This window comes from Nocardia sp. NPDC050712 (assembly GCF_040654295.1).
Taxonomy (GTDB): Bacteria; Actinomycetota; Actinomycetes; order Mycobacteriales; family Mycobacteriaceae; genus Nocardia.
This window is the reverse complement of sequence record NZ_JBFAHT010000001.1, coordinates 1,222,364-1,248,080: the sequence shown is the minus strand read 5'-3', so window position 1 is coordinate 1,248,080 and position 25,717 is coordinate 1,222,364. Positions and strand designations below refer to the sequence as shown.

Here is a 25,717-nt window from a genome sequence, read left to right as displayed (position 1 = left end):
GCTACACCTCACAGCTCTCGGTCATGACGCTGACCGCGCCCGCGGTATCGATCTCGGTGCGCCGGTCGGCGGCCGGCGCGTTGGCCAGCACCGTGGCCAGGATCCGGCGGCCCATCGGCAGCACCCGCACGGTCACCGAGCCCGCGTTGGCGGCGTCCAATTCCTTTGTCGCCGCGTCGATCACCCGTTCGCGCACCCAGCGCGGCACCCCGGCGAAGCCGCCGTCGTCGAGCAGGACCACCTCGACGCCGCGGGACCGCGCGCCGCGGGCGGCGCAGCTCAGTTCATCGGTGACCAGCTGTGGCGCGCGCAGGCCGTCGCGCAGTTCGGCCTCCAGTAACCGGCACTGTTCGCGCTCCGCGGCGGTCAGGTCGGCGCCGTCGGCGATGCGCTCCAGGATCGGGCGCGCCACCTTGTCCAGGCGGGCCAGTTGCCGGTCCCGTTCGCCGTTCTCGGCCTCCATGCTCGCCTCGGCGGCGGCGCGCATGGTCGCCTCCTCGCGCAGCAAGCGCAGTGAACGCTGGGTCGGGCGCATCAGCGCGGCACACACCGAGACGCCCGCGACCGTGGCGACCGGCACGACCGAGCCGACCATCACCCCGGCGCGCACGTCACCGAGCACACCCGCGGTCACGATCACCGCCGCGATACCGGCGACACCGAACCAGGCCGCGCCCAGCCGCCCGCGCAGCACCAGCACCGCCAGCACATAGGACGAGGCGAACGCCGTCCACACCGGCCGCGACCAGCCGCTCTGCACGTCCACCGTGGTCAGCGCCGTCGCCACCGGACCGCACGCGGTCACGAAAGCCGTTGCGGGCCAGGGCAGTGGATCCACCGGAATGACCAGCACCAGCACCCCCGCCACGATCAGCAGCAGCGCGGCGGCGGCGGCCGCGATCAACGGCACATGCGAGAGATTGCGCACCATGTACAGCACGATCGTCACCTCGAGGATGATCAGGAACAGCCAGGCCGAGCCGTCGCGCAGGCCCAGCAGGTCGCGCAGGCCGAATTCGTTCTCGGTCTCAGCCATCACTGCCCCACACCAAAGTCACCGTCGTGCCCTCCCCCGGCTGCGACTCCACGAAGCCGGCGCCGCCGGCCAGCTGGCGCATCCGGCCCAGAATGCTCACCGAGACGCCGAGCCGATCGGCCGGCACCTGACTCAGATCGAAACCCGCGCCGTCGTCCCGGAACACCACCCGGATGCCGCCCGCGCTCACCGTCACGGTGACCGAGCGGCGCACCGAGCGACCCACGACGGTGGCGTGGCGCAGGCTGTTGCGCACCGCCTCGGCCAGCGCCGCGGCGATGGTGCCCGCGGCCTGCACCGGCAACCGCAGGTCGTCGAAGCCCGGCCATTGCCGGGCGGCGAAGGTGACGCCCGGGTTCACCTCGTGCACGGCGGCTCGCAGGAACCCGATCGCCTGCTTGGCATTGAGCCGGTCCGGTTCGATCGCACTGCCGCGGGCCTCGTCGAGCTGGGTCAGCGTGTGTTCGGCCTGCCTGCGCAGCACCGGTGATTCGGTGCCCGCCCGCGAAGCGTCCAGCAGCGTCGACAGAACGGCGTCGTGGATGAGCGCGGCGAAACGGGCCCGCTCCCGGTCGCGGGCGGTGGCGCCGGCCGCGATCGCGGCCCGGCTGCTCGCGATCGCCGATTCCCGGTCCACTCGGGCCGCGGCGGCGCGCGCGTAGATCGCACACCACAGGAACAGCACGCACAGCCCGGCGGCGCGGGCGAAATCCCCGGCCAGCGTCCAGGCCGAACCGTGCGGCACCACATACATATTGGCGATCGCCGAGGCGGCGGCGCCGACCACGAGGTAGACGACCGCGACCACTGGACGCCACGCCAGCGCCGCCGCGAGCACGCCGAGCGCGAACACCCGATACAGCCAGACCGCGGTGGCCTCGATCTCCGGATCCCCGTAGGTGAACGGCACAAGCGCGAACGCCAGCAGGTAACAGATCGCCGCGGCGCCGGCCACCCCCTGGATCACCCTGGTGCTCAGGCCCATCGACACGATCGCCAGCACCGGGAACCAGCCGAAGGCCAGTGCCACCGTCAGTACCGCCCAGGCCAGCGGCGCGCCGCGGCTCTGGTCGGCGATCTCGGGGATCTCCGCGATGACGGCGAGTACGCCGGCGATGCCGAAGGTCAGCGCGAGCCGGCGCATGATGCGATCCGAAGCCGCCTCGGACGACTTCTCCCGGGACACCGCGGCCAACCCCCGCCGCCAGCGTCCGGCCCGGATCGGGTCGATCGAGGCAGCGCTCGCGGTCGCTCGGGTGTCCAGCAGGCTGGACGCCGTCATGCTTTCGGATGCCGCTCGGGCATCGGCAGCCATCCGTCCTCCACCGCCCGCTTGTAGAGGTCGGTCTTGGTCGGCGCGGGGCGGCCCGCGTCGGCGTACTTCTGGCGGATCCGGCCGAGGTAGTCGTTGACGGTCTGCTCCGACAAGCCGGTCAGTCGTGCCACGCGGGAGGCCTTCTCACCCGAGGCGTACAGGGTGAGCACCTCCTCCTGGCGCGGGCTCAGGCCGACATCGGACAGTTGCGGATCGCCGTCGATGGCGGCGGCCCAGTCGGTAGTGACCACCTGGTTACCGGACGCGGCATGACGCACCGCCGCGACCACGGTCGAAGCGTCCTCGGACTTGCGCACCACGCCCAGCACACCGGCGCGGGCAGCGGCCCGGACCAGGAAGGCGTTGTCGGCGCCGGTGAAGATCAGCACCTCGGTGCCGCGGTCACGCAGGGCGCGCACGTTGTCCTCCGGGGAGGAGCCGTCGGCCAGGCGCAGGTCCAAAACCACCAGGTCCAGGTCGGCCGCGCCGGGCACGGCCAGCAACTCCGGGACGGTGCCCGCGGTCAGCACCAGGTCCAGATCCGACTCCGGTGCCAGCATCGCGGCCAGCCCCATCGCGACGGATTCGTGGTCTTCGACCAGCCCGATCCGCCGGGTGGTGATGTCGCCCCCTTCGGCGCTCATCAAACGACACTCCCATCCCGGGCCGGAACCCGGTCCACTATCCCCACCGCTACAACGTCACGTCGAGTATGACGCCCGCAGGGGGCCGACGGTCAGACACCAGAAATCGGGGGCCGCTACCACCGCGCATCTTTCTGGCCGAATATTTGCGAACTATGTCGATACAGACACTGGTGGCAGTTTCTTGACTGGACAAAACTTACTGCCATGCAAGCAGTTACCGCGATCGTCGCCTCGATCACCGTGATGACCGTGCTCGCCGTGCTGACCGGAACCGCGATGGCCGCCGGGCTCGCGGAACTCGACAAGGAGGCCTAGCCATGACCACTCTCGCGCACAACGCCCACACCTCGGCGCAGCTCGTGAATTCGCAGCCGTTCGCGTGGTTTTCCCGAATCGCCCGACTGTTCGGCGCCGCCGGTACGGCGGTCGCCTTCCACCGTTGGTGAGTTCTCTCATAAGTTCGCGCCGCAGGTTGCCGCCGGATGATCGACTCTCCTACGGTCGAGGAAATTAGCTCATCGAACAAGGATTAGTAGTGTCGATCATTGATCTGGGTTCCGCCGCCCTCAACCTGGCGAATGTCGTGACCAATATCGCGGCCAACATCACCTACCTGCTGCAAGCCTGGGGTCTCGCCTGAGGTTCGTGCACCGAAACAGCGAATGGGATGGTCCTGACCAGGACCATCCCATTCGTCTATTCGGGGCTAGGCCATGAGCTGCGCGGCCACCGTAGCCCCGAGTTCCCAGCAGCGCTGAATATCGTCCTTACCCGGCGGCCCGGAGAGAATCACCGCGGCGGCGGCCTGCTCCCAGCCGAGGCCGGTGGTCGCGCCGACGACACTGCGTTCAGCACCCTCGGTGCCCTCATTACCGTGGATATACAGCCCATACGGACGCCCCCGCGTCGAATCCAGACATGGGTAATAAAACGTATCGAACGCGTGTTTCAACGCCCCACTCATATACCCGAGATTGGCCGGCGTCCCCAGCAGATAACCGTCGGCTGCCAGCACATCACTGGCCGTAACCGCCAGCGCGGCACGCCGTTCCACCTCCACCCCTTCGATCTCCGGATCGGTCGCACCGGAAACCACCGCCTCGAACATCGCCTGCATATGCGGGGACGGAGTGTGATGAATGATCAGCAGCCGCGGCATCGATCGAGCTTACGACGTCGCGAAGTGGTTGCGCGGAAAGGCAAGTGTCGCGACCGCTGGTCGTCCGTACACTGCCCAGGGCAGGCGTTCGAGTTCGAGGGGGTACGGCAGCGATGACAGCTACAGCGAAACGACCGTTCCCACTGCTGCGCCCGGCCTCGATGACCGACGCCGAGGCGATTCGGGACAACGACTGGTCCTCCTTCCAGCACTTGACCTCCGTGCACGACCATTGGTCGCTGCGGCCCTGGGCACCCGGACGAACCGGCTACTACTGGTATCTGACCTTCACGGAACCGGCCCTGGTCGATCTCGTCGCACAGTGCCAGGAAAAACTCGCACACGACGGGCTGGATCCCGTCCCGCTCGACGGACTGCACCTCACCCTGCTCGACATCGGCCGGACCGAGGAAATCGGCGCGGAGCAACTCGCCCACATCATCGATGCGGGCCGACGCGCAGCAGCCGAGATCAAGCCCTTCCAGATCACGGTCGGCCCGCTGACAGGTGCACCGAGCGCCGTGCGATTCTCGGTCACCCCCTGGGACCGACTGCTGGACCTGCACCGCCGAGTCCGGTACGCGACCACCGAGAACAGGCCAGCCAGCCGCCTCGCGGAAACCGCCGACCTCCGACCACATCTCGGAATCGGCTACATCAACCGATCACAGCACGCACAGCAACTGATCAGCGATATCAGCACACTGCGCACCCTGCCCTCAGCGACCGCCCAGGTGGACAAGCTCCACCTGGTCGAACTCCGCCGCGTAGACCGCACGTACCGATGGACCGACCGCGCTGTGATCCCACTCGCGAACTAGCCGGCGAGGCCCAGTCAGCTTTCGCGCTCGCGCTTTTCCAGCTCGACCGCGCGACGCATGGCTTCGCGGGCGCGGGAGCGGTCGCCGGCGTAGTCGTAGGCGCGGGCCAGGCGGTAGGAGACGCGCCAGTTGTCCGGGTCGGCTTCCCATTCCTGTTGGACCTGGGCGAAGAGTTGGTCGGCGGCGCCGCGTTCGATGCGGCCGGAGGCGCGGCGGGGCAGGTCGGAGGTGTCGAGTTCGCGGCCCTCCTCGCGCATTCGGCGGGCCAGGTGCTGGTGGTCCAGGGCGGCGCGGACGGTGGCGACCACGATCCAGACGCCGACCAGCGGCAGGATCAGCACGCCGAGACCGATCACGGTCGCGGCGATATCACCGGAGGTCAGCAGGTCGAACGCGATACGCCCGAGCAGCAGGAAGTAGAAACCGAGCACCAGGACCAGGACGCCGATAACGGCGACGACCTTGCGGACGTCGCTGCCGGAAGACCCCTGAACAGTCACAGATCCAGGAACGGGTCGAGCCCGACGGTGAGGCCGGGGCGCTTGCCGATCTCGCGCACGCCGAGCAGCACGCCCGGCGCGAAGGACGAGCGGTCGATGGAATCGTGGCGGATGGTGAGGGTCTCGCCCTGGGTGCCGAACAGCACTTCCTGGTGCGCGACCAGCCCGGCCAGGCGGATCGAGTGCACCCGCACCCCGTCGACCTCGGCGCCGCGGGCGCCGTCCAATTCGGTGCTGGTGGCATCGGGGCCGGCGCCGACGCCGGCGCGTGCCCGCGCCTCGGCGATCAGGCCCGCGGTGCGGTAGGCGGTGCCCGAGGGCGCGTCCGCCTTGTTCGGGTGGTGCAGCTCGATGACCTCGACGGACTCGAAGAACCGCGCCGCCTGCTCGGCGAACCGCATCGACAGCACGGCGCCGATCGCGAAGTTCGGCGCGATCAGCACGCCGGTCTCGGGCTGCTGGGCCAGCCAGCCCCGGACCTCGTCGAGCCGCGCGGCGTCGAAGCCGGTGGTGCCGACGACGGCGTGGATCCCGTTCTGCACCAGGAACTTCAGGTTCCCCATCACCACGTCGGGATGGGTGAAGTCGACGACCACCTGGGTGCCGGACTCGGTGAACGTCTCCAGCGCGTCGCCCTTGTCGACGGCCGCGGACAGCTCGAGATCGGCCGCCGCCTCTACCGCCGCGCAGATCGCCTGTCCGACTTTGCCGTGTGCTCCGAGCACTCCGACCCGAATGGTCACCGCACCTCCTGTGTCCTCGGGGCCGCGCCCCACGTTCCCGACCAGCCTAGTAGGCCGCTCCGGCGCCGCCGCGCCTGCGGCCCGAGTCTTTCTTCACACCGCCCACGGACAGAACACAGGCACGCCCGTCGGCCGGTCCAGCAGCGGCCCGGTCAGCCATTCGACGCTGCGTTGCCGGCGCGCACCGGCGGGCAAGAGTTCGATTCGTTTGCGGAGCGCACCGAGCGTGATCACGCTCGAGTGCAGTCGATCTTCGTCGACCTCGTCGAGCCACCGCATCAGCCCCGGGTTCGGCAGCGGTTCGATCCACTCCGACACCGCGCAGGTGTCGAGCAGGTAGCCCTTCACGATTCGGGGTTGCGCAACGGGGAGGCCACCATGAACCCTGGCGCCCGACGCGCCGGACCCGCCCAACCGGCAGGCTGCTTCATCACCTCGAACAACGACGAAATACTCTGCGCACCAAGCCCTTCAGCGACACCTCGCCGAACCAGCTCGTGCATCGGCTCGTGCCAGGACAGGTCGACCCCGGACTCCGCGGCGAGGGCGCGATCATCGGCCACGGCGGCGTCGAACAGGTCGACCGAGGAACCCAGCTTCGTGTAGTCCCCCGTGTCGATCTCCTCGGCCAGAATCGGGAGCAGGGATTCGATCATCCGAAGCCAGTTGCGCGAGTACGGCACCATCGTGGCGGCGGGAATGCCGCGGGTGGCGAGCACCGCGGCTCCCTCGAGGAAACCGAGCAGGGCGGGCAGCAAGGTCGCGCCGACAGCGGATTCGTAGAGTGCCGCCAGATCGGGCTCCGGACCCAAATACGCGAGGTCCCCGCCCAGCGCGCGCAGCAATCCGGCCTGCTCGTCGAACACCGCACGCGCACCACCGAAATACAGCAGGGTGTCCGAATCCCCCACCGCCGCAGGCACATTCTTGATCGCGCCGCCGAGGAATCGAGCGCCCCGCGCGGTGATCCACGCCGCCGCCGCCCGCGCCCCCGCCGGACTCCCGCTGTTGAGGGTCACCACGGTGCGGCCCGCCAGCGCCCCGGCGGCCGGCGCGAGACTGTCCAGCGTCGCGTCGAACCCCGTCAGCACGGCGATGAGCACCGGGCTCGCCCGCACCGCGTCCTCGATCGTGAGTGCCTGCGCGGCACCGTGTTCCACCAGCGCCGCCGCGCGCTCCGGACTGCGGTTCCACACCGTCGTCGGATGTCCCGCGGCCAGGAAGGCCGCCGCCACCGCACGTCCCATCGATCCGATGCCGAGCACCGTCACGGGTGTATTGCCGGTCATGTTGCCTCCCAGTCCGATTCGCTACGGGCCATGCCCTGATAGCGCCAGTCTCGAGGCGGCCGGAGGTACCGGCAAGTACCTACTTTTCGGTCGAATACCCCCGCTGGAGGTAAGCATCCAGCTCAGGAGGCGGCGGTCAGTCGAAAATGATGACCTGGCGCAGCGCGTGCCCGGCGGCGAGCTCGTCCATCGCGTGGTTGATCTGATCCAGCCCGATGTGCGCGGAGATCAGCCGCTCGACCGGAAGTTTGCCCGCGCGCCACATCCGGACGTATTCGGGGATGTCGCGGGCGGGAATCGCGGAGCCGAGATAGCTGCCCACGATGGAACGGCCCTGAGCAACCAGGGCGAGCGGGGAGATGCTGGCGCGGGCGTCCGGAGCGGGTAGACCGACGGTGACGGTGGTGCCGCCGGCGGCGGTCGCCGCGACCGCGGTCTCGAAGGCCCGGATATTGCCCGCGGCTTCGACGACGATCTCGGCCTGGATCCCCCCGTCGGCGAGTTCGCCCGGTGTATAGACCGCGGTAGCACCGAGTTTGGTTGCCAGGGAGAGCTTTTCGGCAACCGTGTCGACGGCGATCACCTCACGGCCGAGCGAGACGCCGACCAGCACCGCGGCCATGCCGACGCCGCCGAGCCCGACCACCATGATGCGATCACCCGGACCCGGCCGGGCCGAATTCAGCAGTGCGCCACCGCCGGTGAGCACCGCGCACCCGAGTACCGCGGCGACCTCCGGCGGCACGTCGTCGTCCACCGGCACGACGGAGCGCCGATCGACCACCGCGTAGGTGGCGAAGGCGGAGACGCCGAGATGGTGGTGCACCTGCGCACCGTCGCGGCGCAGCCTCCGCCCACCGTTCAGCAGCTCCCCGGCGTTGTTAGCGAGACTGCCCGGCCCGCAAGGGGTTCGGCCCTGGCTGGCGCAGCCGGCGCATTCGCCGCAGCGCGGCAGGAAGGTCATCACCACGCGCTGCCCGACGGCGATGTCGCCGTCACCGGGCCCGACCGCCTCCACCCGCCCCGCGGCCTCGTGCCCGAGCAGCATCGGCACCGGGCGCACCCGGTTGCCGTCCACCACCGACAGATCCGAGTGACACAACCCGGCCGCTTCGATCCGGACCAGCAACTCCCCGGGACCCGGCTCGGCCAGGTCGAGCTCGCACACGGTGATCGGCGCCGACTCGGCGAAGGGCACCGGCGCCGCGATCCGCTCCAGAACCGCACCACGAATCTTCATTGGCCCGACGCTACCGCCGAACATGGCCCCCGTCACTCAGGGGTTGAAAATCTCCCCGGCGCTCTACTAATCTCGGGCACCGTGACGGTGCTCCTGTCGGCCGCCTTGTACCGAGCCCAGGGTCGGGACCGTCACGATTCAAGGAGTAATCCCCTGTCAGTACAGTTCAATCACACCATTGTCGGTTGTCGCGACAAGCAAGTGTCCGCGGAATTCTGGTCGGACCTGCTGGGATTGGAAATCGGTCAGGAAGCGGGCTTCTTCATCCCGCTGACCACCGAGAACGGTGTCACCTTCGATCTGGCGAATGTTCCGCCGTTCATCGAGGATATCCAGCCCCAGCACTACGCCTTCCTGATCTCGGAAGCCGAATTCGACGTGGCCTACGCCAAGATCCAGCGATACAAGCTGGCGCACTGGGCGGATCCACAGAAGCACGGCGTCAACGAGATCAATCACCATGACGGCGGGCGCGGCGTCTACTTCGAGGACCCGAGCGGTCACTACCTGGAGTTGATCACCGTGCCCTACGGCGGCTGGCCGGCGTAACCGGGCGAGGACCCCACCGCTTCCAGCGCCGGTGGCCACGGATCCGGTTTCACCGAAGCCGGTTTGCGCGTGGGGTTCTCATCCCAGTCGAAACGCACGCCCACCCACGCCGTGGGACTGCCGAATTGGATCTGCCCGGCCGCGAAGCGCGCCTCGGCGAAGGACACGTCACCGAAGAAGTCGCAGGCGGTGAAGTCGGCCGAGCGGCCGCCGATGACGGTGCGGGCGAAGGTGGCGCCGCCGTGGAATTGCGCCTTGGCGAAGTCGATCTCGCGGGTGGACTTGTTGCGCCGCAGGCCCTGCCCGCCGAACCGCGCCTCGTCGAAGGCGACGCCGGCCGCGCAGAAGTGCGCACCACCGAACGCGATCCGCGCGCCACTGAAGACGGTGTGCGCGAACGAGACCCGCTCGCCGTCCACCGTGGCACCCTCGAACGAGGTGAGCTCGGCCCCGAACTTGGCCGCCCGGAACGAGGTCTCGATGCCGACGAATCGTGCGCCGGTGTAGCCCGTTCGGGCGCCGGCGAACAGCGTCTCGGCGAACGAGGTGTGCGGCGACTTGAAGACGGCCTCGTCGAAACTGGTCTGCTCGCACCGGAACTCGGCCCGGTCGAAGGCCACCGGTGCCTCACCGAAGTGGGCGCCGTGAAAGCTGAGATGCCGCCCGGTGAACCGCGCCCGTTCGAAATCGGTGCGCAGGTCGCCGACGAAGCGCGCGCCGGTGAAAAGCGTCCACCGACCGGCGAATTCGACGCCCTGGAAATCGGCGTCGTCGAAGACCGCTCCGGTGAAATCGAAGTCGCACTGCGACCAGGACACCTCGGCGTAGCGGCGCGACGAGGAATCCTGGGGCGCGCGGCGCAGATGCTCGGCGACGACCCGGACGATGGTGCGGCGGACCTCGCGATCGTCGCGCCGGATGTGATAGATCCGCTCCACCCGGCTGCCGGCCTCTTCCAGCGATTCCGCCCGGGAGATCAGATGATTGGAGCCGTCGCCGGGCTCGTAGGGCAGGCGCAGATAGCCGCAGAGCACGTCGACGCACTGCTGGCGGCGGCGCGGGGTGGCGCATTCGTCGGCGATGACGGCCACCGCGTAGACCCCGGCGATCCGCACCGCCGGATCCTCGTCACCCAGCTGACGCACCGCGCCGCCGATGAGTTCGGCGAACCGCCCGCGTTCCAGGTCGCGCTGGCGCCGGTAGGCCACGGTCACCGCGACAGCCCCGCCGATGCCCGCGAGCACGGCCAGCGCGATCGCGGTGAGCTGCACCTGATTCGGTCGCTCGGCTTGCACGCCCAGCCCGAGCCGCAACAGCCACCAGGTCAACCCGCCGATGACCAGGCCGAGCAGTACGACGGTGGACACCGCGAAGAACAGTGCCGCGCGGCGCACCCGGTCGCCCAACCTCCCCCATCGCATGAGGGGCATGTTAAACGCGGATGGTGCGCCGCGACTATAGGACAAGATCGGCTACGCCGATGCCCCGGACGCGCTCAGATGTCACCCATCCGGGCCGGTCAGCCCGTGATCGAAGCCGACTGGTCGGGATCTCGATGGCTGCGCAGCCCGAGCGCCGCGGCCATCAGGCAGGCCACCGCGACCACGCCGACGAACCACGGGAAGACGTTGTCCAGGCCCCAGGTAGTAGCGGCCCAGCCTGCGAGGATCGTCGGCAGTGCCATCGCCGCGTAGGCCAGCAGGTAGTACGCCGACATGGTCTCGCCGCGCTTGTGCTGCGGCACCACATTGGACAGGTGCCGCAGCGATCCGCCGAACCCGAGCCCGAAGGTGAGGCCGAGCGCGACGCCCGCGCCGAGCACGGCGACCCAGTTGTGTGTGGCCAGCGCGGGCACGGTCAGCAGCAGTGCCAGGGCCATGCCGGTGTCGCCGATGATCGCGGCGCGCCGGGCCGGGATACCGGTCGCGAAGAGCTGACTGGTCGCCCCGGAGAGTGCTGTCGAGGCCACGACCGCGCCGCCGAAGACCAGATTGTGGATACCGGTTTGTTGCGCGGCCAGCGACGGATACAGCGACAGCAGCACACCCAGCACCGACCAGGCCGCCATCACGCCGATCGCGGAGAACCAGAAGTCGGCCCGAATCTCGGGCGGTACCGCGGGCTTCGCGATCCGGATGCGGCCGTCGACGCGCGCGAGATGTGGCTCGCGCAGGGCGAGCACGCCGACGCCGATGATCAGGCAGACCACGGTGATCACCACATACGGCGTGCGCAGCGGATGCGGCGCGTACTGCGCGAGCAACGCCGAGCCCAGAATCGCCACGGCCATACCGACATTGAAGGCGACGCCGGTGAGCTGCCCGGAGCGCGCGCCGCGCTGCGGGCGCAGATCGAGTAGCGCGGCCGCACCGGCTACCACCGTCGCGCCGACCGCCAGCCCGTGCAATGCTCTGGCCAGCAACAACATCGGCACCGAGTCGGCGAGCATGAACACCACCAGCCCGGCGATCATGGTGGCGAAGGCGCCCAGCAGCACCGGCTTGCGCCCGACCACATCCGAGATCCGGCCCGACACCAGTACCGCGCCGAGCGCCCCGAAGGCGTACACGGCGAACACGAGAGTCGTGGTGAGCGGCGACAGATGCCACTCCTTCTCGTAGATGCCGTACAGCGGAGCGGGTACGCCGGACACCCCCAGTGCTACGCCGCTGGCCGCCAGTACCAGGGGATAAGCCCAGCGCTGCCCGGTCTGCTCGTCGGCCGGCACTGCCCCTGAGACTGCCATCATCGCTCCGATCAGGTAAGTTTGATGTCGATCGAACTTCAGTCGACCCTACAACCGGCGCGACGAACATCGAAACCCCCGTGTGAGGTGGATCATGACCGAGGCTAACGAACCGCTACCGCCGGTCGCCGCCCTCCCCACTGTTCTCGGCGCTCTGCAGGACCCGATCCGCCTGGAAATGGTCCGCCGCCTCAGCAACACCGGCACCGCCGTGCGCTGCAGCGCCCTCTACGAGGTGATCAACAAATCCACCGCCACCCACCACTTCCGGATTCTGCGCGAGGCGGGGCTCATCGAACGGCTCGTCATCGACGGGCAGATCCACCAGCGCCTGCGCGCGGGTGACATCGATCAGGCGCTGCCCGGATTGCTCCCCGCGATAGTCACCGCGGCCAACCAGGCCTGACCGGCCGACTATTTGTGCGCGATCTCCCAGTCGGAGTCCTCGTCGAGGGCGCGGCGGATCCGGGACTCGAGATCCGGATTCCAGTTGTCCGGCTGCGCCACCGCGGCCCAGCCGTCCAGCACCAGGGTGCCGTAGCGATGACCGTGCCCGGACGGCACCTTCTGCGCGTGCGCCAAGTCGGCGCTGATCTGCCAGAAGGTGACCACCGGCCACCAGCGAATGGATTTCGAGACATCCGTGCCGTGCGGTTCGCGCAGCCAATCCGGTTCCTCGAACAGCAGATCCGGTGACCACCAGACGATCGGGTCCGAGGCGTGTTGCAGGTAGACGATGCGCGGATCGACCCACGGCCCCTTCGGCCGGTCCAGATTCGCGGCGTCGGCGGCGAAGCGGACGATGAGTCCGTCGGCGTAGATGGGCAGGATCTCGGGCGTGCCCGGATCGCGGCGGGTGGTCAGCTGGCTCCAGAGGCGATTGGAATTGGGCGGGCCCACCCACAGCACCCCGTCCACCAGGGTGCGAATGTCGTCGAGTCCGGTGAAGGCGGCCTCGGACCCCTGCGAACCCAGGCTCTCGCCGTAGACCAGCAGCTTGGGCCGCGCCTCCGCCGGCAGCTGCGCCCAGCGTTCGTGCACCGCGTGCACCAGCAGCCGGCCGGCCTCGGTGGCCTTGGACTTGTCCGACAGGAACGACAGCACACTGGGCAGATACGAGTACTGCGTGGCGGCGATGGCGGAATCGCCGCCGTAGAGGTATTCGATCGACTCGGCGGTGGTGGAGTCGACCCAGCCGGTGCCGGTGGTGGTGACCAGCACCAGCACCTTGCGCTGGAAGGCGCCCGTGCGGTCGAGCTCCTTGACCACGAGATCGGCGACGGCCTCCGGGTTCTCGGCCGATTCGAGTCCGGCGTACACCCGGATCGGCTCGCGGGCAGGCGCCCCGGTCACCTGGGCGATGCGATCGGCGGACGGCACGAACGAGACGAACCAGCGCCCTTCGGAGCCGAGCGTGTTCCAGGGCGCCAGCGACTGCGGGCTGCCCGACCGCTCCGGTTGCGTGGGTTGCACCGCGGCCGGGGAGGTGTTGCTGTTGCGCACGCTGAACGCCGAATTCGCCACGTTGAAGAAGGCTTTCGCCAGCACGCCCTGGAACAGCAGCGCACTCAGCACGACCACCACCAGGAATCCGGCCGGGAGCGCGATGGCGCGCGGAATCCGCCAATCGATATTCAGCACCCGCACGATGCTCCGGATCAGCCAGCGCACGATCCGGAACACACCGATGACGAGCGCGACGGTCGCGGCGGCCAGCAATTCGGCGCGCAGATAGCTGGAGGTGTTGGTCGGCTCCATCCCCATGAGGATTTCCAGATCTCGCTGCCAGCGCGCCGAACGCGCCAGCACCGCCGCCGCGCCGACGGCCGCGCCGAACATGATCACCAGCTTGGTGAGCTGGCGGGCCCGATCCGAGGGTTGCAGGTAGAACCGGGCCCGCGCCCGGATCCGCGCGGGCAGCCGCGGCCAGACCCACTTGCGGAACGCCCACTCCAGCACGCAGCCCACCCCGTAGCCGATGATCGCGCTGATGCCGCTGACCAGGCCCTGGAAGATCCAGGTGCGCGGCAGCAGGGAGGGCGAGACCGACCAGGCGAAGAAGATCGCGCCGATCACCACCCCGGTGTAGTTCGGCCGAATCGCGCGTTCGGCGGCGCGGAGTACGCCCAGCACCCGCTCGGACAGCGATCGACTCGACTGCGGCTCGGCCGTCATGGCCCGAGTCTTCCCGTCCCGGGCCGGTGTTCCGGGAAACGACACGCAACCGATCAGCTATTACCGGACATGCTCCCTACCGCTCACCACTCGGCGGCGGCATGGGCGGAACGGTCAGGTGCAGCGACGGCATCTCGAGCGGACGGCGATGCGGTGGTTCCGGGAATTCCGGCACCGAAAGGCGGTCCGCGCTGCGGAAGTCCTGGGCGAAGAGTTGCCCTGCGCCCCAGCAGGTTCCGCCGGTCGCGAGGAGCGCCACCAGGGCCAGTGCCGCACCCCAGCGCAGTGGCGTCACGTGCCGCCGATATTCCAGAACGAAGAACGGCACCTGCACCAGCACGTGGGCGAGCACGACGACGGACACGATCAGGACGGCGGCCCAGAACGCCGCCGGCTGGCGCGACCACAGGCGCAGCACCGACAGCAACCCCAGCAGCGGCACCCCGAGGAGCACAATCGCGAAGCCACTGAAGCCGGCGTACTCGTCGGCGGCGGCGCGGTCGGCCTCGGTATCACGGCCGCGCACCCAGGCCAGCATCAACAGCAGGTGCGACGGAGCCGCGAAGACCACGCCCGCGACGATCAGGACGTATCCGGCCCGGACGACGCCGGCGGACAGGTCGGTGCGCAGCACCAGCACACCCAGGTTCGTGAGCAGGCTCGCGAAGACCAGCGACGCCAAGGCCGCTATGGCCTCCGGCCGACGACGGAGGCGAGTGCGTAAATAGCGGGGCGGCAACTGCTTTCGCAGCTTCCGGAACACCCGGAACCAGGCCGCCAGCAGACCGAAGAACAGCAGCGAGGTGACCACGCGCAACACCCCCGGCCCGATCCAGATCGACAGCACCACGACCGTGAACGCGAACGCCCACAACCACGTCACCAGCCGCAGCAGCGCCCGCCACATGATCTCGGCCAGCAGCTTGCGGGCCTCGACGTGATCGGGGCGGGCGCCGAGCAGCCCCCGCAGGGTCGCGATGGCCTTGTCCCGCGTGGTCCCGACGTCTTCGAACTCCCACCGCGCCCGCAGGTGCAGCAGCCCCGCGTGCAGCGGGTCCGCCGCCAGCCCGGCCTCGATATGGCGCCCGGCGGCCTGCGAATCATGCAGCCGCACATAGATCTCCGCGGCCTGCGCATGGGTGTCGGCATCGTCGGGCGCCAATTCGACCGCGCGCTCGACGGCCGCGCGGGCTTCGGCACGGCGACTGTCGACCACGGGCCCGTTGATGAGCACATGCGCCAGCACCAGGTAGACGGAATCGTTGTGCGGCAGCAGCTGGGCCGCCCGCCGGGCGTGCCGCTCCGCGGTCTCGCTCTCGCCCATCGCGCTGCTGACCAGCGCCGCGGTGAGATGCGCGTCGAAGCGATCCGGATCGACCGCGAGCGCCGCCCGCGCGAACCGCAGCGCCTCGTCGTCCTCGTCGAGCCGAAAGGCGATGTCCGCCATCGCCTCCAGTAATCGCGGATCGTCCGGCGCGTGCACCAGCGCCTCGCCGAGGAGCCGCCGCGCCTCCTCGAACCGTTGCAGCCCCCTGGCGACCCGCGCCCGATCCAGCGCGGCCCACACCGTATTCACATGCCCCCCAATGATTCTCGCGCCCGAACTCCCTATCCGGGTACGCCGATCCTAGCTCCGCACACGCCCGTTGGGTGACGTCACACGCGTGACATCACCCACGGGTATGCGGACTCAGGCGACCAGGCGACGAACCGCGGCCGGGAGTTCCCGGGTACGCCGGTACGGCCCGGCGACCGAGGCCGCGAACGGGCGCGACAGCAGCGACCGGGCGACCGCGGACACCTCCTCGGTGGATACCGCGTCGATACGGGCCAGGGTGTCGGAGACGCTGCGATGGTTGCCGTAGCTGAGTTCGCTGCGGCCGATCCGGTTCATCCGGGAGGCCGAATCCTCCAGTCCCAGCACCAGACCACCGCGCAGTGAACCCTTGGCGCGGGCGCATTCGGCATCGGTGATGCCGTGCTCGGCGACCTCGTCGAGCACGCCGCGCGCCAAAGCCGCGACCTGACCGAGGTTTTCGGGCTGGCAGCCGATGTAGACGGAGAACGCGCCGGTGTCGGCGAAGGTGTCGACACTGGAGTACACCGAGTACGCCAGGCCGCGCTCCTCCCGGATGCGCTGGAACAGCCGCGAACTCAGCCCACCACCGACGACGGTGTTGAGCACCGACAGCGGCCAGCGCCGCTCACCCTCGTGCCGCCCGAAGGCGCGCACGCCGAAGGTGAGGTGCGCCTGCTCGCTGTCGCGGTGGCTCCAGTGCAGTTGCGGCACACCCGACGGACGGAACCGGCCTTCGCGCCGGGCAGCGGGCGCCGCCGACAGATCCAGCCGGTGCGCGAACGCGCGATGCACCAGTTCCACGGTGTGCTCGTGGTCGATGTTGCCCGCCACCGCGACCACCATCCGGTCCGGCCGATACCGGCGCAGATGGAAGGAGCGCAGCTGCGCGGCCTGCATGCCCTCGATCGATTCGATCGAACCGATCACCGGCCGCCCGATCGGATGGTCGCCGAACAGCGCGGTGAGGAACGCGTCGCCGACCATGTCCTCGGGGTCGTCGTCGCGCATGGCGATTTCCTCGAGCACCACTTGGCGTTCCAGGTCGACGTCGGCGGACCGGCACAGGCCGTTGAGCACCACGTCGCTGACCAGATCGACCGCCAGCGGCAGATCCTCGTCGATGACGTGCGCGTAGTAGCAGGTCTGCTCTTTGGAGGTGAACGCGTTGAGCTCGCCGCCGACCGCGTCCATCGCCTGGGCGATGTCCAGCGCCGAGCGCGACGGCGTCGCCTTGAACAGCAGATGTTCCAGGAAATGCGCGGCGCCGGCCACGGTCGGGCCCTCGTCGCGCGAGCCGACGCCGACCCACACACCGATCGACGCCGAGCGCACCCCGGGCACATGCTCGGTGACCACGCGTAGCCCGCCGGGCAGCACAGTACGGCGCACACCCGAATCAACGGAGTGCGACAGGGATTCGTCGGCTCTCAGGAGTGACGAGCCCCCCTGCTCGCCGGCGAGCAGGGGGGCCGTCTTCTTCTTCGTCACAGAGACAAGTACTACTCTGCTGCCGCCGCCGCATCAACGGCTTCGTCAGCGGCCGGCTCTTCGGTGGCTTCCTCGACGGGCACCAGCGAGATCTTGCCGCGGTTGTCGATGTCGGCGATCTCCACGCGCAGCTTGTCGCCGACGTTGACCACGTCCTCGACCTTGGCGACGCGCTTGCCGTTGCCCAGCTTGGAGATGTGCACCAGGCCGTCGCGGCCCGGCAGCAGCGAGACGAACGCGCCGAAGGCGGTGGTCTTGACGACCGTGCCCAGGAAGCGCTCGCCGACCTTCGGCAGCTGCGGGTTCGCGATGGCGTTGATCATGTCGATCGCCGCCTGCGCCGCCGGGCCGTTGGTCGCACCGACGTAGACCGTGCCGTCATCCTCGATCGAGATGTTGGCGCCGGTCTCCTCGGTGATCTGGTTGATCACCTTGCCCTTGGGCCCGATCACCTCGCCGATCTTGTCGACCGGGATCTTGATCGCGGTGACGCGCGGGGCGTACTGGCTCATCTCGTCCGGGGTGGTGATGGCCTCGGCCATCACGTCCAGGATGGTGGTGCGGGCGTCGTGCGCCTGGCTCAGCGCGCCGGCCAGCACCTTGGAGGGGATGCCGTCGAGCTTGGTGTCCAGCTGCAGCGCGGTGACGAACTCGCGGGTGCCGGCGACCTTGAAGTCCATGTCGCCGAAGGCATCTTCGGCGCCGAGGATATCGGTCAGGGCGACGTAGCGGACCTCGTCCTCACCCTTGTCGTTCTTGATGGTGTCCGAGACCAGGCCCATGGCGATACCGGCGACGGGAGCCTTCAGCGGCACACCGGCGTTCAGCAGCGACAGGGTGGAGGCGCAGACCGAGCCCATCGAGGTGGAACCGTTGGAGGACAGCGCTTCCGAGACCTGACGGATGGCGTAGGGGAACTCCTCCTGCGACGGCAGCACCGGCATCAGGGCGCGCTCGGCGAGGGCGCCGTGGCCGATCTCGCGACGCTTCGGCGAACCGACGCGGCCGGTCTCACCGGTGGAGTACGGCGGGAAGTTGTAGTGGTGCATGTAGCGCTTGGAGGTCTCCGGGCCGAGCGAGTCGACCTGCTGCGCCATCTTGACCATGTCCAGGGTGGTGACGCCCATGATCTGGGTCTCGCCACGCTCGAACAGCGCCGAACCGTGGGCGCGCGGGATGACCGCGACCTCGGCGGACAGCGCGCGGATGTCGGCCAGACCACGGCCGTCGATGCGGAAGCCGTCGGTCAGGATGCGCTGGCGCACCAGCTTCTTGGTGACCGAGCGGAACGCGGCGCCCAGCTCCTTCTCGCGGCCGGCGAAATCATCGCCGAGGCGGCTGAGCACGTCCAGCTTGATCTCGTCGATCTTGGCTTCGCGCTCCTGCTTGTCGGCGATGCTCATCGCCTCGTTCAGCTCACGCTTGGCGGTGCCCTCGACGGCCTCGAACACGTCGGTGCCGTACGGCGGGAACAGCGGGAAATCACCGGTCGGCTTGGCGGCCAGCTCGGCGAGATCGGCCTGCGCGCGGCACAGACGGGCGATGAACGGCTTGGCGGCCTCCAGGCCCTCGGCCACCACGGCCTCGGTCGGCGCCTGCGCGCCGGCGTCGATCAGCGCGATCACCTTGTCGGTGGCCTCGGCCTCGACCATCATGATCGCGACGTCACCGGACTCGACCACGCGACCCGCGACGACCATGTCGAACACGGCGCCCTCGAGCTGCTCGACGGTCGGGAACGCGACCCACTGGCCCTCGATCAGGGCGACACGCACGCCGCCGACGGGGCCGGAGAACGGCAGGCCGGCGATCTGCGTGGACGCGGACGCGGCGTTGATCGCCACCACGTCGTACAGGTCCTGCGGATCCAGCGACAGCACGGTCACCACGACCTGGATCTCGTTGCGCAGGCCGTCGACGAAGGACGGGCGCAGCGGACGGTCGATCAGGCGACAGGTCAGGATCGCGTCGGTGGAGGGGCGGCCCTCGCGACGGAAGAACGAGCCGGGGATGCGGCCCGCGGCGTACATGCGCTCTTCGACGTCGACCGTCAGCGGGAAGAAGTCGAACTGCTCTTTGGGGTGCTTGCCCGCGGTGGTCGCGGACATCAGCATGGTCTCGTCGTCCAGGTAGGCCACGACGGCGCCGGCGGCCTGACGGGCCAGGCGGCCGGTCTCGAAGCGGATGGTGCGGGTGCCGTAGCTGCCGTTGTCGATCAGCGCGACGGATTCGAACACACCGGGCTCGACCTCTACGGCCGAGGACTTGCGTTCAGTTGTTTCGGTCATTCTCTTCTCTCAACCTCTCGTCTTCGCCGGATCCAGCGCCTCGTAGGCGCGATCCGGCTATTCGTCAGCCGTACCTGGCACGGACACGCGGCAACCATCCTGGCTGCGACGCGCAGACCCGGCCGATTTCCCCTTGGCTGGAATATTGCCAAGGGCGGCTACGCGGAGGCGATCATCGATCGAAGCCCAACGGGTAACCGAGAGGCCACTACCGAAGACCGACGCCACGCGGGCGGGTACTTACGGCTGTGCAGTGTTGTGCGTCGGGGAGATGTTCACCCCGCATACGCAAATAGCCAACGGGGAGATTGTACGTCTCCCCGTTGGCTGTTCTACCGCTGGTCTGGAAAGCCAGCGTGTCCAGCGTTGTAGCTCGAAATCAGCGACGCAGGCCCAGACGCTCGATCAGCGAACGGTAGCGCGCGATGTCGTTCGCCTGCAGGTACTTCGACAGACGACGACGGCGGCCGATCAGGGCGAGCAGGCCGTGGCGGGTGTGGTGATCGTGCTTGTGCTGCTTCAGGTGCTCGGTCAGATCCGAGATCCGCTTGGACAGCAGCGCGATCTGCGCCTCCGGGGAACCGGTGTCCTTCTCGTGCAGGCCGTATTCCTTGAGGATGGCGGTCTTCTGCTCGGTGGTGAGAGCCATGCGGCGTTCCACTCCTATATTTCAGTTCCGCGCTCGAATGTCCGGTAACCCGGGCTGGGCGCCACCGCGGACCGCAGCAAACCCGAGGATCGACTTTACCGGAGCGCCTCCGGCAGACCCAATCGGGGTTACTCCGCCGCCGTCAGCACCTTGCGGGCGTTCTCCACGTCGCGGCCCATGGCCTCGAGGAGTTCGTCCAGGGAATCGAATTTGCGCATACCGCGCAGGTGCTCCACGAAGTCGACCGCGACGCGCTGACCGTAGAGATCGGCCTCGCCGTCCAGCACGAAGGCCTCCACGGTGCGGCTGACGCCGTCGAACTGCGGATTCGTGCCCACCGAGATAGCGGCCATCGCCCGCTCGCCGGGCGCCGCGCCGCCGATGACGGGACCCGTCGGCTCGAGCACGGTGAACCAGCCCGCGTACACCCCGTCCGCGGGGATCGCGGCGAACGCCGAGGGCGCGACATTGGCGGTCGGGAATCCGAGCTGCTTGCCGCGGCCGTCGCCGTGCACGACGACACCTTCCACCCGATGCGGCCGGCCCAGCGCCTCCGCGGCGGCGGCCATATCGCCCGCGTCGACGCACGCGCGGATGTAGGTAGAGGAGAAGGTGACCGCGTGCTCGCCGACCAGCTTCACGCCGTCGACCTCGAAACCGAACCGCTCCCCCAGCTCCCGCATGGTGTCGACGGTGCCGGCGGCCTTCTTGCCGAAGGTGAAGTTGTCACCGACCACGACCTCGGCCACGTGCAGCCGTTCGACCAGCAGGTCGTGCACGTAGCTCTCGGGGGTCAGCTTCATGAATTCGGAGGTGAACGGCATGACGCAGAAGACGTCGACGCCGAGTTCCTCGGCCAGTTCGGCGCGGCGGGTCAGGGTGGTCAGCTGCGCCGGATGTGAACCGGGCCGCACCACTTCCATCGGGTGCGGATCGAAGGTCATCAGCACCACCGGAACACCACGCGCGGCCGCGGATTTCACCGCCCGGCTGATCAATTGGGCATGGCCGCGATGCACGCCGTCGAACACGCCGATCGTGAGTACACAGCGGCCCCAGTCCGCTGGTACATCGTCGAGGCTTCGCCATCTCTGCACGGTTGCAGCGTACGCAAACGGCGTGGCGAACAGTATTCCGGCGTCCCACAAGTCACATCCTGTTATGGAATCAGCGAACAGGCGTTCGGGTTCCCGGAGCGACTGCTTGCAGGTCGCTCGAAATGGTCAGCCGCGTGATGTGTGTATCGGCGAACGAGTGCATAAGCTCGGGGACGTGCCCGGTAAACGTGACATCGCCACCCGCCGCGAGCTGGCCGAGCAGGCCCCGACGCCCGACGCCGCCGAGCTGCCGCCCGCCGCCGCGACGGTGGCCCCGGAGCTGACCTCGGTCGCCCAGGACTACCTGAAGGTGATCTGGACCGCGCAGGAGTGGTCCCAGGAGAAGGTGTCGACGAAGCTGCTCGCCGAACGCATCGGCGTGTCGGCCTCGACCGTTTCCGAAGCCGTCCGCAAGCTCGCCGACCAGGGGCTGGTCGAGCACGCCCGATACGGATCGATCACGCTCACCGAGGACGGCCGCCGCGCCGCGGTGGCCATGGTGCGCCGGCACCGGTTGATCGAGACCTTCCTGGTCAACGAGCTCGGCTACGGCTGGGACGAGGTGCACGACGAGGCCGAGGTGCTCGAGCACGCGGTCTCGGAGCTGTTGATGGCGCGCATCGACGCGAAGCTCGGCTATCCCGACCGGGATCCGCACGGCGACCCGATCCCCTCGGTGGACGGCGCGGTGCCCACGCCGCCGGCTCGCCAGCTCAGTGACTTCGCGGCGGGCGAATCCGGTCGCGTCGCCCGCATCTCCGACTCCGATCCGGACATGCTGCGCTACTTCGACTCCGTCGGCATCGCCCTCGACACCGCCATCACGGTGCTCGAACGCCGCGACTTCGCGGGCACCATCTGCCTGCGCCTCGGCGCCATCGAAACCCCGATCGACCTCGGCCGCCCGGCCGCCGAGGCCATCTGGCTCACCGCCTGATCCGTCAGCAGTTGAAGTAGGGCCGCAGGCGTTCGGGGACGCCCGCCCGGGTCGCCTCGGTCCAGCAGGTGTCGTGGGGGAAGGCAACGTAGGTGGTCCAGCGTTCGAAGTTGTGGTGGACGATGCGCTGGGTGTCGCCCGGGGTGTTCCAGCTGATGACGCCCCAGGTGCCCTCGCAGTCGCGGAGCTGGGCCAGTGCGGGGTCGGCTTGGCCGGCATAGAGTTCGCCGCCGGCCGCGAGGTCGTTCACGATCGTTTCCGTGCTGCACACCGGCGGCCAGCCGGCGTCCTGGAAGCGGAAGCTGCCCTCGACCGCCTCGCCGGCGCGGGTGACGAACAGGGTGTGCATGCCCTCGGGAACCGGGCGGGTGCCTGCGGGCGGCTGGCCCATACCCATGCGGTAGCAGCCGACCGGGACGGTGAAGACCGCGCGGCCGGTGGCGTCGGTGGTGCCGGTGAAGCGTTGCGTCTCCTGGACGCCCTCGACGGGGATGTCGTGCGCGGCCGGGTCGCACGGGGTGACCAAGCGCAGGTTCACCGGGACGTTGGGGACCGGGTGCAGCGCCTGGGTCCGGGTGACGATCGTCGCGGTGCCGGTGGCGCGGGGTGGAATCGCTTGCGCCGGTGGCGATTGCGTGGGTTGCGATGGTGTCGGCCGGGCTGTCGCCGGAGTGTTCGATACACCGGATCCGACGGTCGAACCGGGTTGCGACGGAGCCGTGCTCGTAGCCGTCGACGTCCGGGTGGTCGGGGAAGCGGGCTCGGGGTCGCTCCCGCAGCCCGCCACCGCGATTGCCGATACGGCGAGAATTACTGCCTTGCGGACGATTCCATGCGGCGTCATCGCCACCGACCTTTCACTCGAATCCTCGGGACTCCCCCAAGGTGAGCTCGTCACCTAGAGGTTTTCCGCAGGATTGCTTGAGCGAGCGGCGGTTCAGCGCGCGAGGTACTCCAGCAGGGCCCGGAACTCCGGCGGCGAGAGGTAGCCGTCACCGTCGGCGTCCGCCTCGTTCAGCAGCGCCTCGGCGGGGCCCTCGACCATGCCCTGGCCGACGTGGCGGATCAGCTGTTCGAGTTCCTCGACCGAGATCTTGCCGTCCTGGTTGATGTCGAAGACCTGGAACGCGGCGTCGGCGTCGTTGACCTCGATCCGGCCCGCCACCAGGGCGGCGTCGAACTCGGCGCGGGAGATCAGATAGTCGCCGTTGGTGTCGGCGGCCGCGACCATGCGCTCGACCGAGTCCTGGTCGACCTCGATGCCGAGGGTGCGGATGCCGATGAGAATGTCCTGGACCGAGACCTGGCCGTCGGCGTCCAGGTCCCACAGATCGAACGAATCCGGATGCGCTGTCATCGATTTCCCCTCGTCGGCGGTCGTCAGTCACTCTACGGGCGGTGGTCGCTCCGGAAGAAAGTCGAATTTGGACTGGAACGGAATGGTTTCTTCCGTTAGACTTCAGGCAACAGCTACTCGCAGCACCGGAGGCACCCATGTCCAGCAAGGTCGAAATCCACGAAGGCACGTTTCCCAACGGTCTCGCTTACCTCAAGTTCGGCAGTGGCGCGCCGCTCGTGGCGCTGCCCGGCTCCACCTCGGAGCACGGGAACCTGAGCGGCGGGGCGCGGAAGTTCATGATCAAGCCCTTCCTGGCGCTGGGCGAGCGGCACACGGTGTACGTCGTCAACCGGCGGCCGGGCCTGGCGGCGGGGTCCACCCTGGCCGACATCGCCACCGACCTGGCCGAGGGGCTGGCGGGCGAGTTCGGCGAGCCGGTCGACGTGCTCGGCTACTCCACCGGCGGGTCGGTGGCGCAGCAGCTGGCGCTCGGGCATCCGAAAGTCGTTCGGCGGCTGGTGGTTACGAGTTCCGCCTACACCTTGAGCCCGGCAGGCCGCGCGGCCATGCGCCGGTTCGCGGAGCTCGCCGCGGCGGGCAAGCGGCCCGCCACCGCGTGGGCGTCGATCGCCAGCACGTCCCCGATCGGGCAGCGCCTGTGGGGCGGGCTGCTGTGGCTGCTCGATCCGATGATGCGCCCCTCCGACGGCGACTACACCGACGGCATCCGGGCCATCGAGGCCGAGGACCAGTGGGATATCCAGGCCCGGCTCGCCGAAATCCAGGCGCCCACACTGATTCTCGGCGGCGACAAGGATCTGGCCTACCCCGCGCAGATGTTCCGCGACACCGCTGCTGGCATTCCCGACGCCACCCTCGTGCTGTACGAAGGCCGCGATCACAACAGCGCGATCGCCGACAAGCGCTTCCCGGAGACGGTCGCCGAGTTCTTGCGCGCTTGATCGGAACGGCTGGGAGCCAACGGTTCCCAGCCCGGCTCAGGCCGCCCGCTTCCGCTCGGCCTGCGCCAGCCAGAAGAACACCGGCGGGAGCACGAATTCGATGACGGTGAGCACGATCTGGAACCAGTGCGGCCAGCCGTGCACCGCCACGGAGACCAGGCGGGCGAAGGCGCCGAGCAGGAAAATACCGGCGAGCCACCGGATCGCGTCGACAGCGATCGGAGTCCGGCGCACCGCCCAGATCCACGCGAGGCCGTAGCCGACGAAGATCGCGCCGAAGAACCGGCTCTGGCTGTCCGCGGTGACGCCGGCGTCACCCATGTCGGGGACCGAGTCGTTGCCGAGCGCGATGTGCGCGAACCCGATCGCCACGCAGGCGTAGCCCATCACCAGCGCCAAGACCTTGAGCAATTTCGACATGGGGCTCCTCCATCCGAGGCCGCTTAGTAGACGCGTGTCAACTACAGCGAGACTACGACCGTTAGTAGACACACGTCAACTAGGATTCGAGTCGTGCCCCCACGCCGCCGCCTCACCCCCGACGACCGCCGCCACCAACTCGTCGAAACCGGTGCGCGCCTGTTCGCCGACCGCGCCTACGACGAGGTCCTGATGGAAGACGTAGCGGCGGCCGCGGGCATCTCCCGCGCGCTGCTCTATCGCCACTTCCCCAGCAAGCGCGAACTGTTCGTGGCGATCTACCAGCAGGCCACCGAACAGCTCCTGGTCGTCACCGAACTCGATCCCGGCGCACCGCTCCCCGGTCAGCTGAACGCCGCCCTCGACGCCCACCTGGACTACTTCGAGGCCAACGCCCACTCCGTCCTGGCCGCCAACAAGGTCCTGGCCACCGACCCCACCGTGCAGTCGATCATCACCGGCGAACTCGACGTCCTCCGGCAGCGGCTCCTCGACGTCATCGGCGTCGAAGGCCCCACCCGCACCACCACCTCGTCCGTCCTGATGAGCTGGCTCACCTTCGTCCGCGTGCTCACCGTCGACTGGCTCGAGCACGGGACGATGACGCGGGAGCAGCTTCGGGATATCAGCGCCGGGGCGCTGCTCGGGGCGCTGGAACCCCTCTTGTCCGGGGATGAGGAGGCCAGCGCTCGGTAAGCAGCGTGCCGCCGGTTGTCGTCCACGCCGATCCCGCTCACG

At 68.9% G+C, this 25,717-nt stretch carries 27 protein-coding genes; 7 read left to right on the top strand and 20 right to left on the bottom strand.

The window, feature by feature from the left end:
* Position 1: 1 nt before the first annotated feature.
* From AB0H76_RS05985 to AB0H76_RS05975, 3 genes are read right to left on the bottom strand one after another with little or no spacing between them, the layout of a single operon-like run.
* A complete protein-coding gene (locus AB0H76_RS05985; protein WP_357317972.1) occupies positions 2-1,036 on the bottom strand; it encodes a hypothetical protein in 1,035 nt (344 codons plus the stop codon).
* Complete coding sequence (locus AB0H76_RS05980) at positions 1,029-2,318, bottom strand: ATP-binding protein (protein WP_357317970.1); 1,290 nt, start codon at positions 2,316-2,318, stop codon at positions 1,029-1,031. The genes AB0H76_RS05985 and AB0H76_RS05980 overlap by 8 nt, the downstream gene beginning before the upstream one ends.
* A complete protein-coding gene (locus tag AB0H76_RS05975; protein WP_357317967.1) occupies positions 2,315-2,995 on the bottom strand; it encodes a response regulator transcription factor in 681 nt (226 codons plus the stop codon). The genes AB0H76_RS05980 and AB0H76_RS05975 overlap by 4 nt, the downstream gene beginning before the upstream one ends.
* 320 nt (positions 2,996-3,315) lie before the next feature.
* Here AB0H76_RS05975 and AB0H76_RS05970 point away from each other — a divergent pair, with 320 nt between their 5' ends.
* Complete coding sequence (locus tag AB0H76_RS05970) at positions 3,316-3,444, top strand: hypothetical protein (protein WP_357317964.1); 129 nt, start codon at positions 3,316-3,318, stop codon at positions 3,442-3,444.
* 260 nt (positions 3,445-3,704) lie between these two features.
* On the opposite strand, the gene AB0H76_RS05965 is transcribed toward AB0H76_RS05970, so the two are convergent.
* Positions 3,705-4,157: a flavodoxin family protein gene (locus AB0H76_RS05965; protein ID WP_357317961.1), complete on the bottom strand. Its 453-nt coding sequence runs from the start codon at positions 4,155-4,157 to the stop codon at positions 3,705-3,707.
* Positions 4,158-4,270: 113 nt separating this feature from the next.
* Here AB0H76_RS05965 and AB0H76_RS05960 point away from each other — a divergent pair, with 113 nt between their 5' ends.
* Positions 4,271-4,978 (top strand): 2'-5' RNA ligase family protein, encoded by a 708-nt coding sequence (locus AB0H76_RS05960; RefSeq protein WP_357317958.1) that lies wholly within the window; start codon positions 4,271-4,273, stop codon positions 4,976-4,978.
* A 14-nt stretch (positions 4,979-4,992) separates the two neighbouring features.
* Here the strand turns inward: AB0H76_RS05960 and AB0H76_RS05955 are convergent, their stop codons facing one another.
* The 5 genes from AB0H76_RS05955 to AB0H76_RS05935 all read right to left on the bottom strand — a co-directional run bounded on the left by AB0H76_RS05955 (position 4,993) and on the right by AB0H76_RS05935 (position 8,750).
* On the bottom strand, positions 4,993-5,478 hold the full coding sequence (locus AB0H76_RS05955; RefSeq protein ID WP_357317955.1) for a hypothetical protein: 486 nt from the start codon (positions 5,476-5,478) through the stop codon (positions 4,993-4,995).
* Positions 5,475-6,221 (bottom strand): 4-hydroxy-tetrahydrodipicolinate reductase, encoded by a 747-nt coding sequence (dapB, locus tag AB0H76_RS05950; RefSeq protein WP_357317952.1) that lies wholly within the window; start codon positions 6,219-6,221, stop codon positions 5,475-5,477. Before dapB ends, AB0H76_RS05955 begins: the two co-directional genes overlap by 4 nt.
* Before the next feature lie 93 nt (positions 6,222-6,314).
* The gene (locus AB0H76_RS05945; RefSeq protein WP_357317949.1) at positions 6,315-6,569 is read right to left on the bottom strand and encodes a hypothetical protein; all 255 of its coding nucleotides are present in this window, start codon (positions 6,567-6,569) and stop codon (positions 6,315-6,317) included.
* Positions 6,566-7,510: an NAD(P)-binding domain-containing protein gene (locus AB0H76_RS05940; RefSeq protein WP_357317946.1), complete on the bottom strand. Its 945-nt coding sequence runs from the start codon at positions 7,508-7,510 to the stop codon at positions 6,566-6,568. Before AB0H76_RS05940 ends, AB0H76_RS05945 begins: the two co-directional genes overlap by 4 nt.
* A 136-nt stretch (positions 7,511-7,646) precedes the next feature.
* On the bottom strand, positions 7,647-8,750 hold the full coding sequence (locus AB0H76_RS05935) for an alcohol dehydrogenase catalytic domain-containing protein (RefSeq protein WP_357317943.1): 1,104 nt from the start codon (positions 8,748-8,750) through the stop codon (positions 7,647-7,649).
* Between the two features lie 153 nt (positions 8,751-8,903).
* On the opposite strand from AB0H76_RS05935, the gene AB0H76_RS05930 reads away from it, so the two are divergent.
* The gene (locus tag AB0H76_RS05930; protein ID WP_357320444.1) at positions 8,904-9,299 is read left to right on the top strand and encodes a VOC family protein; all 396 of its coding nucleotides are present in this window, start codon (positions 8,904-8,906) and stop codon (positions 9,297-9,299) included.
* Here the strand turns inward: AB0H76_RS05930 and AB0H76_RS05925 are convergent.
* On the bottom strand, positions 9,278-10,720 hold the full coding sequence (locus AB0H76_RS05925) for a pentapeptide repeat-containing protein (RefSeq protein WP_357317941.1): 1,443 nt from the start codon (positions 10,718-10,720) through the stop codon (positions 9,278-9,280). The genes AB0H76_RS05930 and AB0H76_RS05925 overlap by 22 nt on opposite strands.
* Before the next feature lie 98 nt (positions 10,721-10,818).
* Positions 10,819-12,048 carry an MFS transporter gene (locus tag AB0H76_RS05920; RefSeq protein ID WP_357317938.1) on the bottom strand — a complete coding sequence of 410 codons (1,230 nt, stop codon included), beginning with the start codon at positions 12,046-12,048 and terminating at the stop codon, positions 10,819-10,821.
* A 91-nt stretch (positions 12,049-12,139) separates the two neighbouring features.
* Here AB0H76_RS05920 and AB0H76_RS05915 point away from each other — a divergent pair, with 91 nt between their 5' ends.
* Positions 12,140-12,451, top strand: a complete 312-nt coding sequence (locus AB0H76_RS05915; protein WP_357317935.1) for a helix-turn-helix domain-containing protein — start codon at positions 12,140-12,142, stop codon at positions 12,449-12,451.
* Positions 12,452-12,459: 8 nt separating this feature from the next.
* Here AB0H76_RS05915 and AB0H76_RS05910 read toward each other — a convergent pair whose 3' ends face one another.
* The 6 genes from AB0H76_RS05910 to AB0H76_RS05885 form a co-directional block, all read right to left on the bottom strand.
* The gene (locus tag AB0H76_RS05910) at positions 12,460-14,220 is read right to left on the bottom strand and encodes an alpha/beta-hydrolase family protein (protein WP_357317933.1); all 1,761 of its coding nucleotides are present in this window, start codon (positions 14,218-14,220) and stop codon (positions 12,460-12,462) included.
* 76 nt (positions 14,221-14,296) lie between these two features.
* Positions 14,297-15,796, bottom strand: a complete 1,500-nt coding sequence (locus AB0H76_RS05905) for a hypothetical protein (protein ID WP_357317930.1) — start codon at positions 15,794-15,796, stop codon at positions 14,297-14,299.
* 114 nt (positions 15,797-15,910) lie between these two features.
* Positions 15,911-17,230: a pitrilysin family protein gene (locus tag AB0H76_RS05900; RefSeq protein WP_357320442.1), complete on the bottom strand. Its 1,320-nt coding sequence runs from the start codon at positions 17,228-17,230 to the stop codon at positions 15,911-15,913.
* Positions 17,231-17,298: 68 nt separating this feature from the next.
* Positions 17,299-19,575 (bottom strand): polyribonucleotide nucleotidyltransferase, encoded by a 2,277-nt coding sequence (locus tag AB0H76_RS05895; RefSeq protein WP_357317928.1) that lies wholly within the window; start codon positions 19,573-19,575, stop codon positions 17,299-17,301.
* 379 nt (positions 19,576-19,954) lie between these two features.
* A complete protein-coding gene (gene rpsO, locus AB0H76_RS05890; protein WP_357317925.1) occupies positions 19,955-20,224 on the bottom strand; it encodes a 30S ribosomal protein S15 in 270 nt (89 codons plus the stop codon).
* 128 nt (positions 20,225-20,352) lie between these two features.
* Positions 20,353-21,321: a bifunctional riboflavin kinase/FAD synthetase gene (locus AB0H76_RS05885; RefSeq protein WP_357317922.1), complete on the bottom strand. Its 969-nt coding sequence runs from the start codon at positions 21,319-21,321 to the stop codon at positions 20,353-20,355.
* A 280-nt stretch (positions 21,322-21,601) separates the two neighbouring features.
* On the opposite strand from AB0H76_RS05885, the gene AB0H76_RS05880 reads away from it, so the two are divergent.
* Positions 21,602-22,258 carry a metal-dependent transcriptional regulator gene (locus AB0H76_RS05880; RefSeq protein WP_357320439.1) on the top strand — a complete coding sequence of 219 codons (657 nt, stop codon included), beginning with the start codon at positions 21,602-21,604 and terminating at the stop codon, positions 22,256-22,258.
* A gap of 4 nt (positions 22,259-22,262) precedes the next feature.
* Here the strand turns inward: AB0H76_RS05880 and AB0H76_RS05875 are convergent, their stop codons facing one another.
* Both AB0H76_RS05875 and AB0H76_RS05870 read right to left on the bottom strand, forming a co-directional pair.
* Positions 22,263-22,796, bottom strand: coding sequence for a hypothetical protein (locus tag AB0H76_RS05875; protein WP_357317920.1), 534 nt, complete (start codon positions 22,794-22,796; stop codon positions 22,263-22,265).
* 399 nt (positions 22,797-23,195) lie between these two features.
* Entirely contained in the window at positions 23,196-23,615 is a 420-nt protein-coding gene (locus AB0H76_RS05870; RefSeq protein ID WP_357317917.1) for an EF-hand domain-containing protein, read from the bottom strand.
* Between the two features lie 137 nt (positions 23,616-23,752).
* Between AB0H76_RS05870 and AB0H76_RS05865 the strand changes: the two genes are divergently transcribed.
* Positions 23,753-24,559 carry an alpha/beta hydrolase gene (locus AB0H76_RS05865; protein WP_357317914.1) on the top strand — a complete coding sequence of 269 codons (807 nt, stop codon included), beginning with the start codon at positions 23,753-23,755 and terminating at the stop codon, positions 24,557-24,559.
* 36 nt (positions 24,560-24,595) lie between these two features.
* Here AB0H76_RS05865 and AB0H76_RS05860 read toward each other — a convergent pair whose 3' ends face one another.
* Positions 24,596-24,979, bottom strand: coding sequence for a DUF4345 domain-containing protein (locus AB0H76_RS05860; protein ID WP_357317911.1), 384 nt, complete (start codon positions 24,977-24,979; stop codon positions 24,596-24,598).
* A gap of 93 nt (positions 24,980-25,072) precedes the next feature.
* Between AB0H76_RS05860 and AB0H76_RS05855 the strand changes: the two genes are divergently transcribed.
* The gene (locus AB0H76_RS05855) at positions 25,073-25,675 is read left to right on the top strand and encodes a helix-turn-helix domain-containing protein (RefSeq protein WP_357317909.1); all 603 of its coding nucleotides are present in this window, start codon (positions 25,073-25,075) and stop codon (positions 25,673-25,675) included.
* The last annotated feature ends 42 nt before the right edge of the window (positions 25,676-25,717 follow it).

Excerpts from the sequence above, each read along its gene's own strand:
- AB0H76_RS05985 (WP_357317972.1), bottom strand. The coding sequence starts at position 1,036 with ATGGCTGAGACCGAGAACGAATTCGGCCTGCGCGACCTGCTGGGCCTG.
- AB0H76_RS05980 (WP_357317970.1), bottom strand. The coding sequence starts at position 2,318 with ATGACGGCGTCCAGCCTGCTGGACACCCGAGCGACCGCGAGCGCTGCC.
- AB0H76_RS05975 (WP_357317967.1), bottom strand. The coding sequence starts at position 2,995 with ATGAGCGCCGAAGGGGGCGACATCACCACCCGGCGGATCGGGCTGGTC.
- AB0H76_RS05970 (WP_357317964.1), top strand. The coding sequence starts at position 3,316 with ATGACCACTCTCGCGCACAACGCCCACACCTCGGCGCAGCTCGTGAAT.
- AB0H76_RS05965 (WP_357317961.1), bottom strand. The coding sequence starts at position 4,157 with ATGCCGCGGCTGCTGATCATTCATCACACTCCGTCCCCGCATATGCAG.
- AB0H76_RS05960 (WP_357317958.1), top strand. The coding sequence starts at position 4,271 with ATGACAGCTACAGCGAAACGACCGTTCCCACTGCTGCGCCCGGCCTCG.
- AB0H76_RS05940 (WP_357317946.1), bottom strand. The coding sequence starts at position 7,510 with ATGACCGGCAATACACCCGTGACGGTGCTCGGCATCGGATCGATGGGA.
- AB0H76_RS05935 (WP_357317943.1), bottom strand. The coding sequence starts at position 8,750 with ATGAAGATTCGTGGTGCGGTTCTGGAGCGGATCGCGGCGCCGGTGCCC.
- AB0H76_RS05925 (WP_357317941.1), bottom strand. The coding sequence starts at position 10,720 with ATGCGATGGGGGAGGTTGGGCGACCGGGTGCGCCGCGCGGCACTGTTC.
- AB0H76_RS05920 (WP_357317938.1), bottom strand. The coding sequence starts at position 12,048 with ATGATGGCAGTCTCAGGGGCAGTGCCGGCCGACGAGCAGACCGGGCAG.
- AB0H76_RS05915 (WP_357317935.1), top strand. The coding sequence starts at position 12,140 with ATGACCGAGGCTAACGAACCGCTACCGCCGGTCGCCGCCCTCCCCACT.
- AB0H76_RS05910 (WP_357317933.1), bottom strand. The coding sequence starts at position 14,220 with ATGACGGCCGAGCCGCAGTCGAGTCGATCGCTGTCCGAGCGGGTGCTG.
- AB0H76_RS05895 (WP_357317928.1), bottom strand. The coding sequence starts at position 19,575 with ATGACCGAAACAACTGAACGCAAGTCCTCGGCCGTAGAGGTCGAGCCC.
- rpsO (WP_357317925.1), bottom strand. The coding sequence starts at position 20,224 with ATGGCTCTCACCACCGAGCAGAAGACCGCCATCCTCAAGGAATACGGC.
- AB0H76_RS05870 (WP_357317917.1), bottom strand. The coding sequence starts at position 23,615 with ATGACAGCGCATCCGGATTCGTTCGATCTGTGGGACCTGGACGCCGAC.
- AB0H76_RS05865 (WP_357317914.1), top strand. The coding sequence starts at position 23,753 with ATGTCCAGCAAGGTCGAAATCCACGAAGGCACGTTTCCCAACGGTCTC.
- AB0H76_RS05860 (WP_357317911.1), bottom strand. The coding sequence starts at position 24,979 with ATGTCGAAATTGCTCAAGGTCTTGGCGCTGGTGATGGGCTACGCCTGC.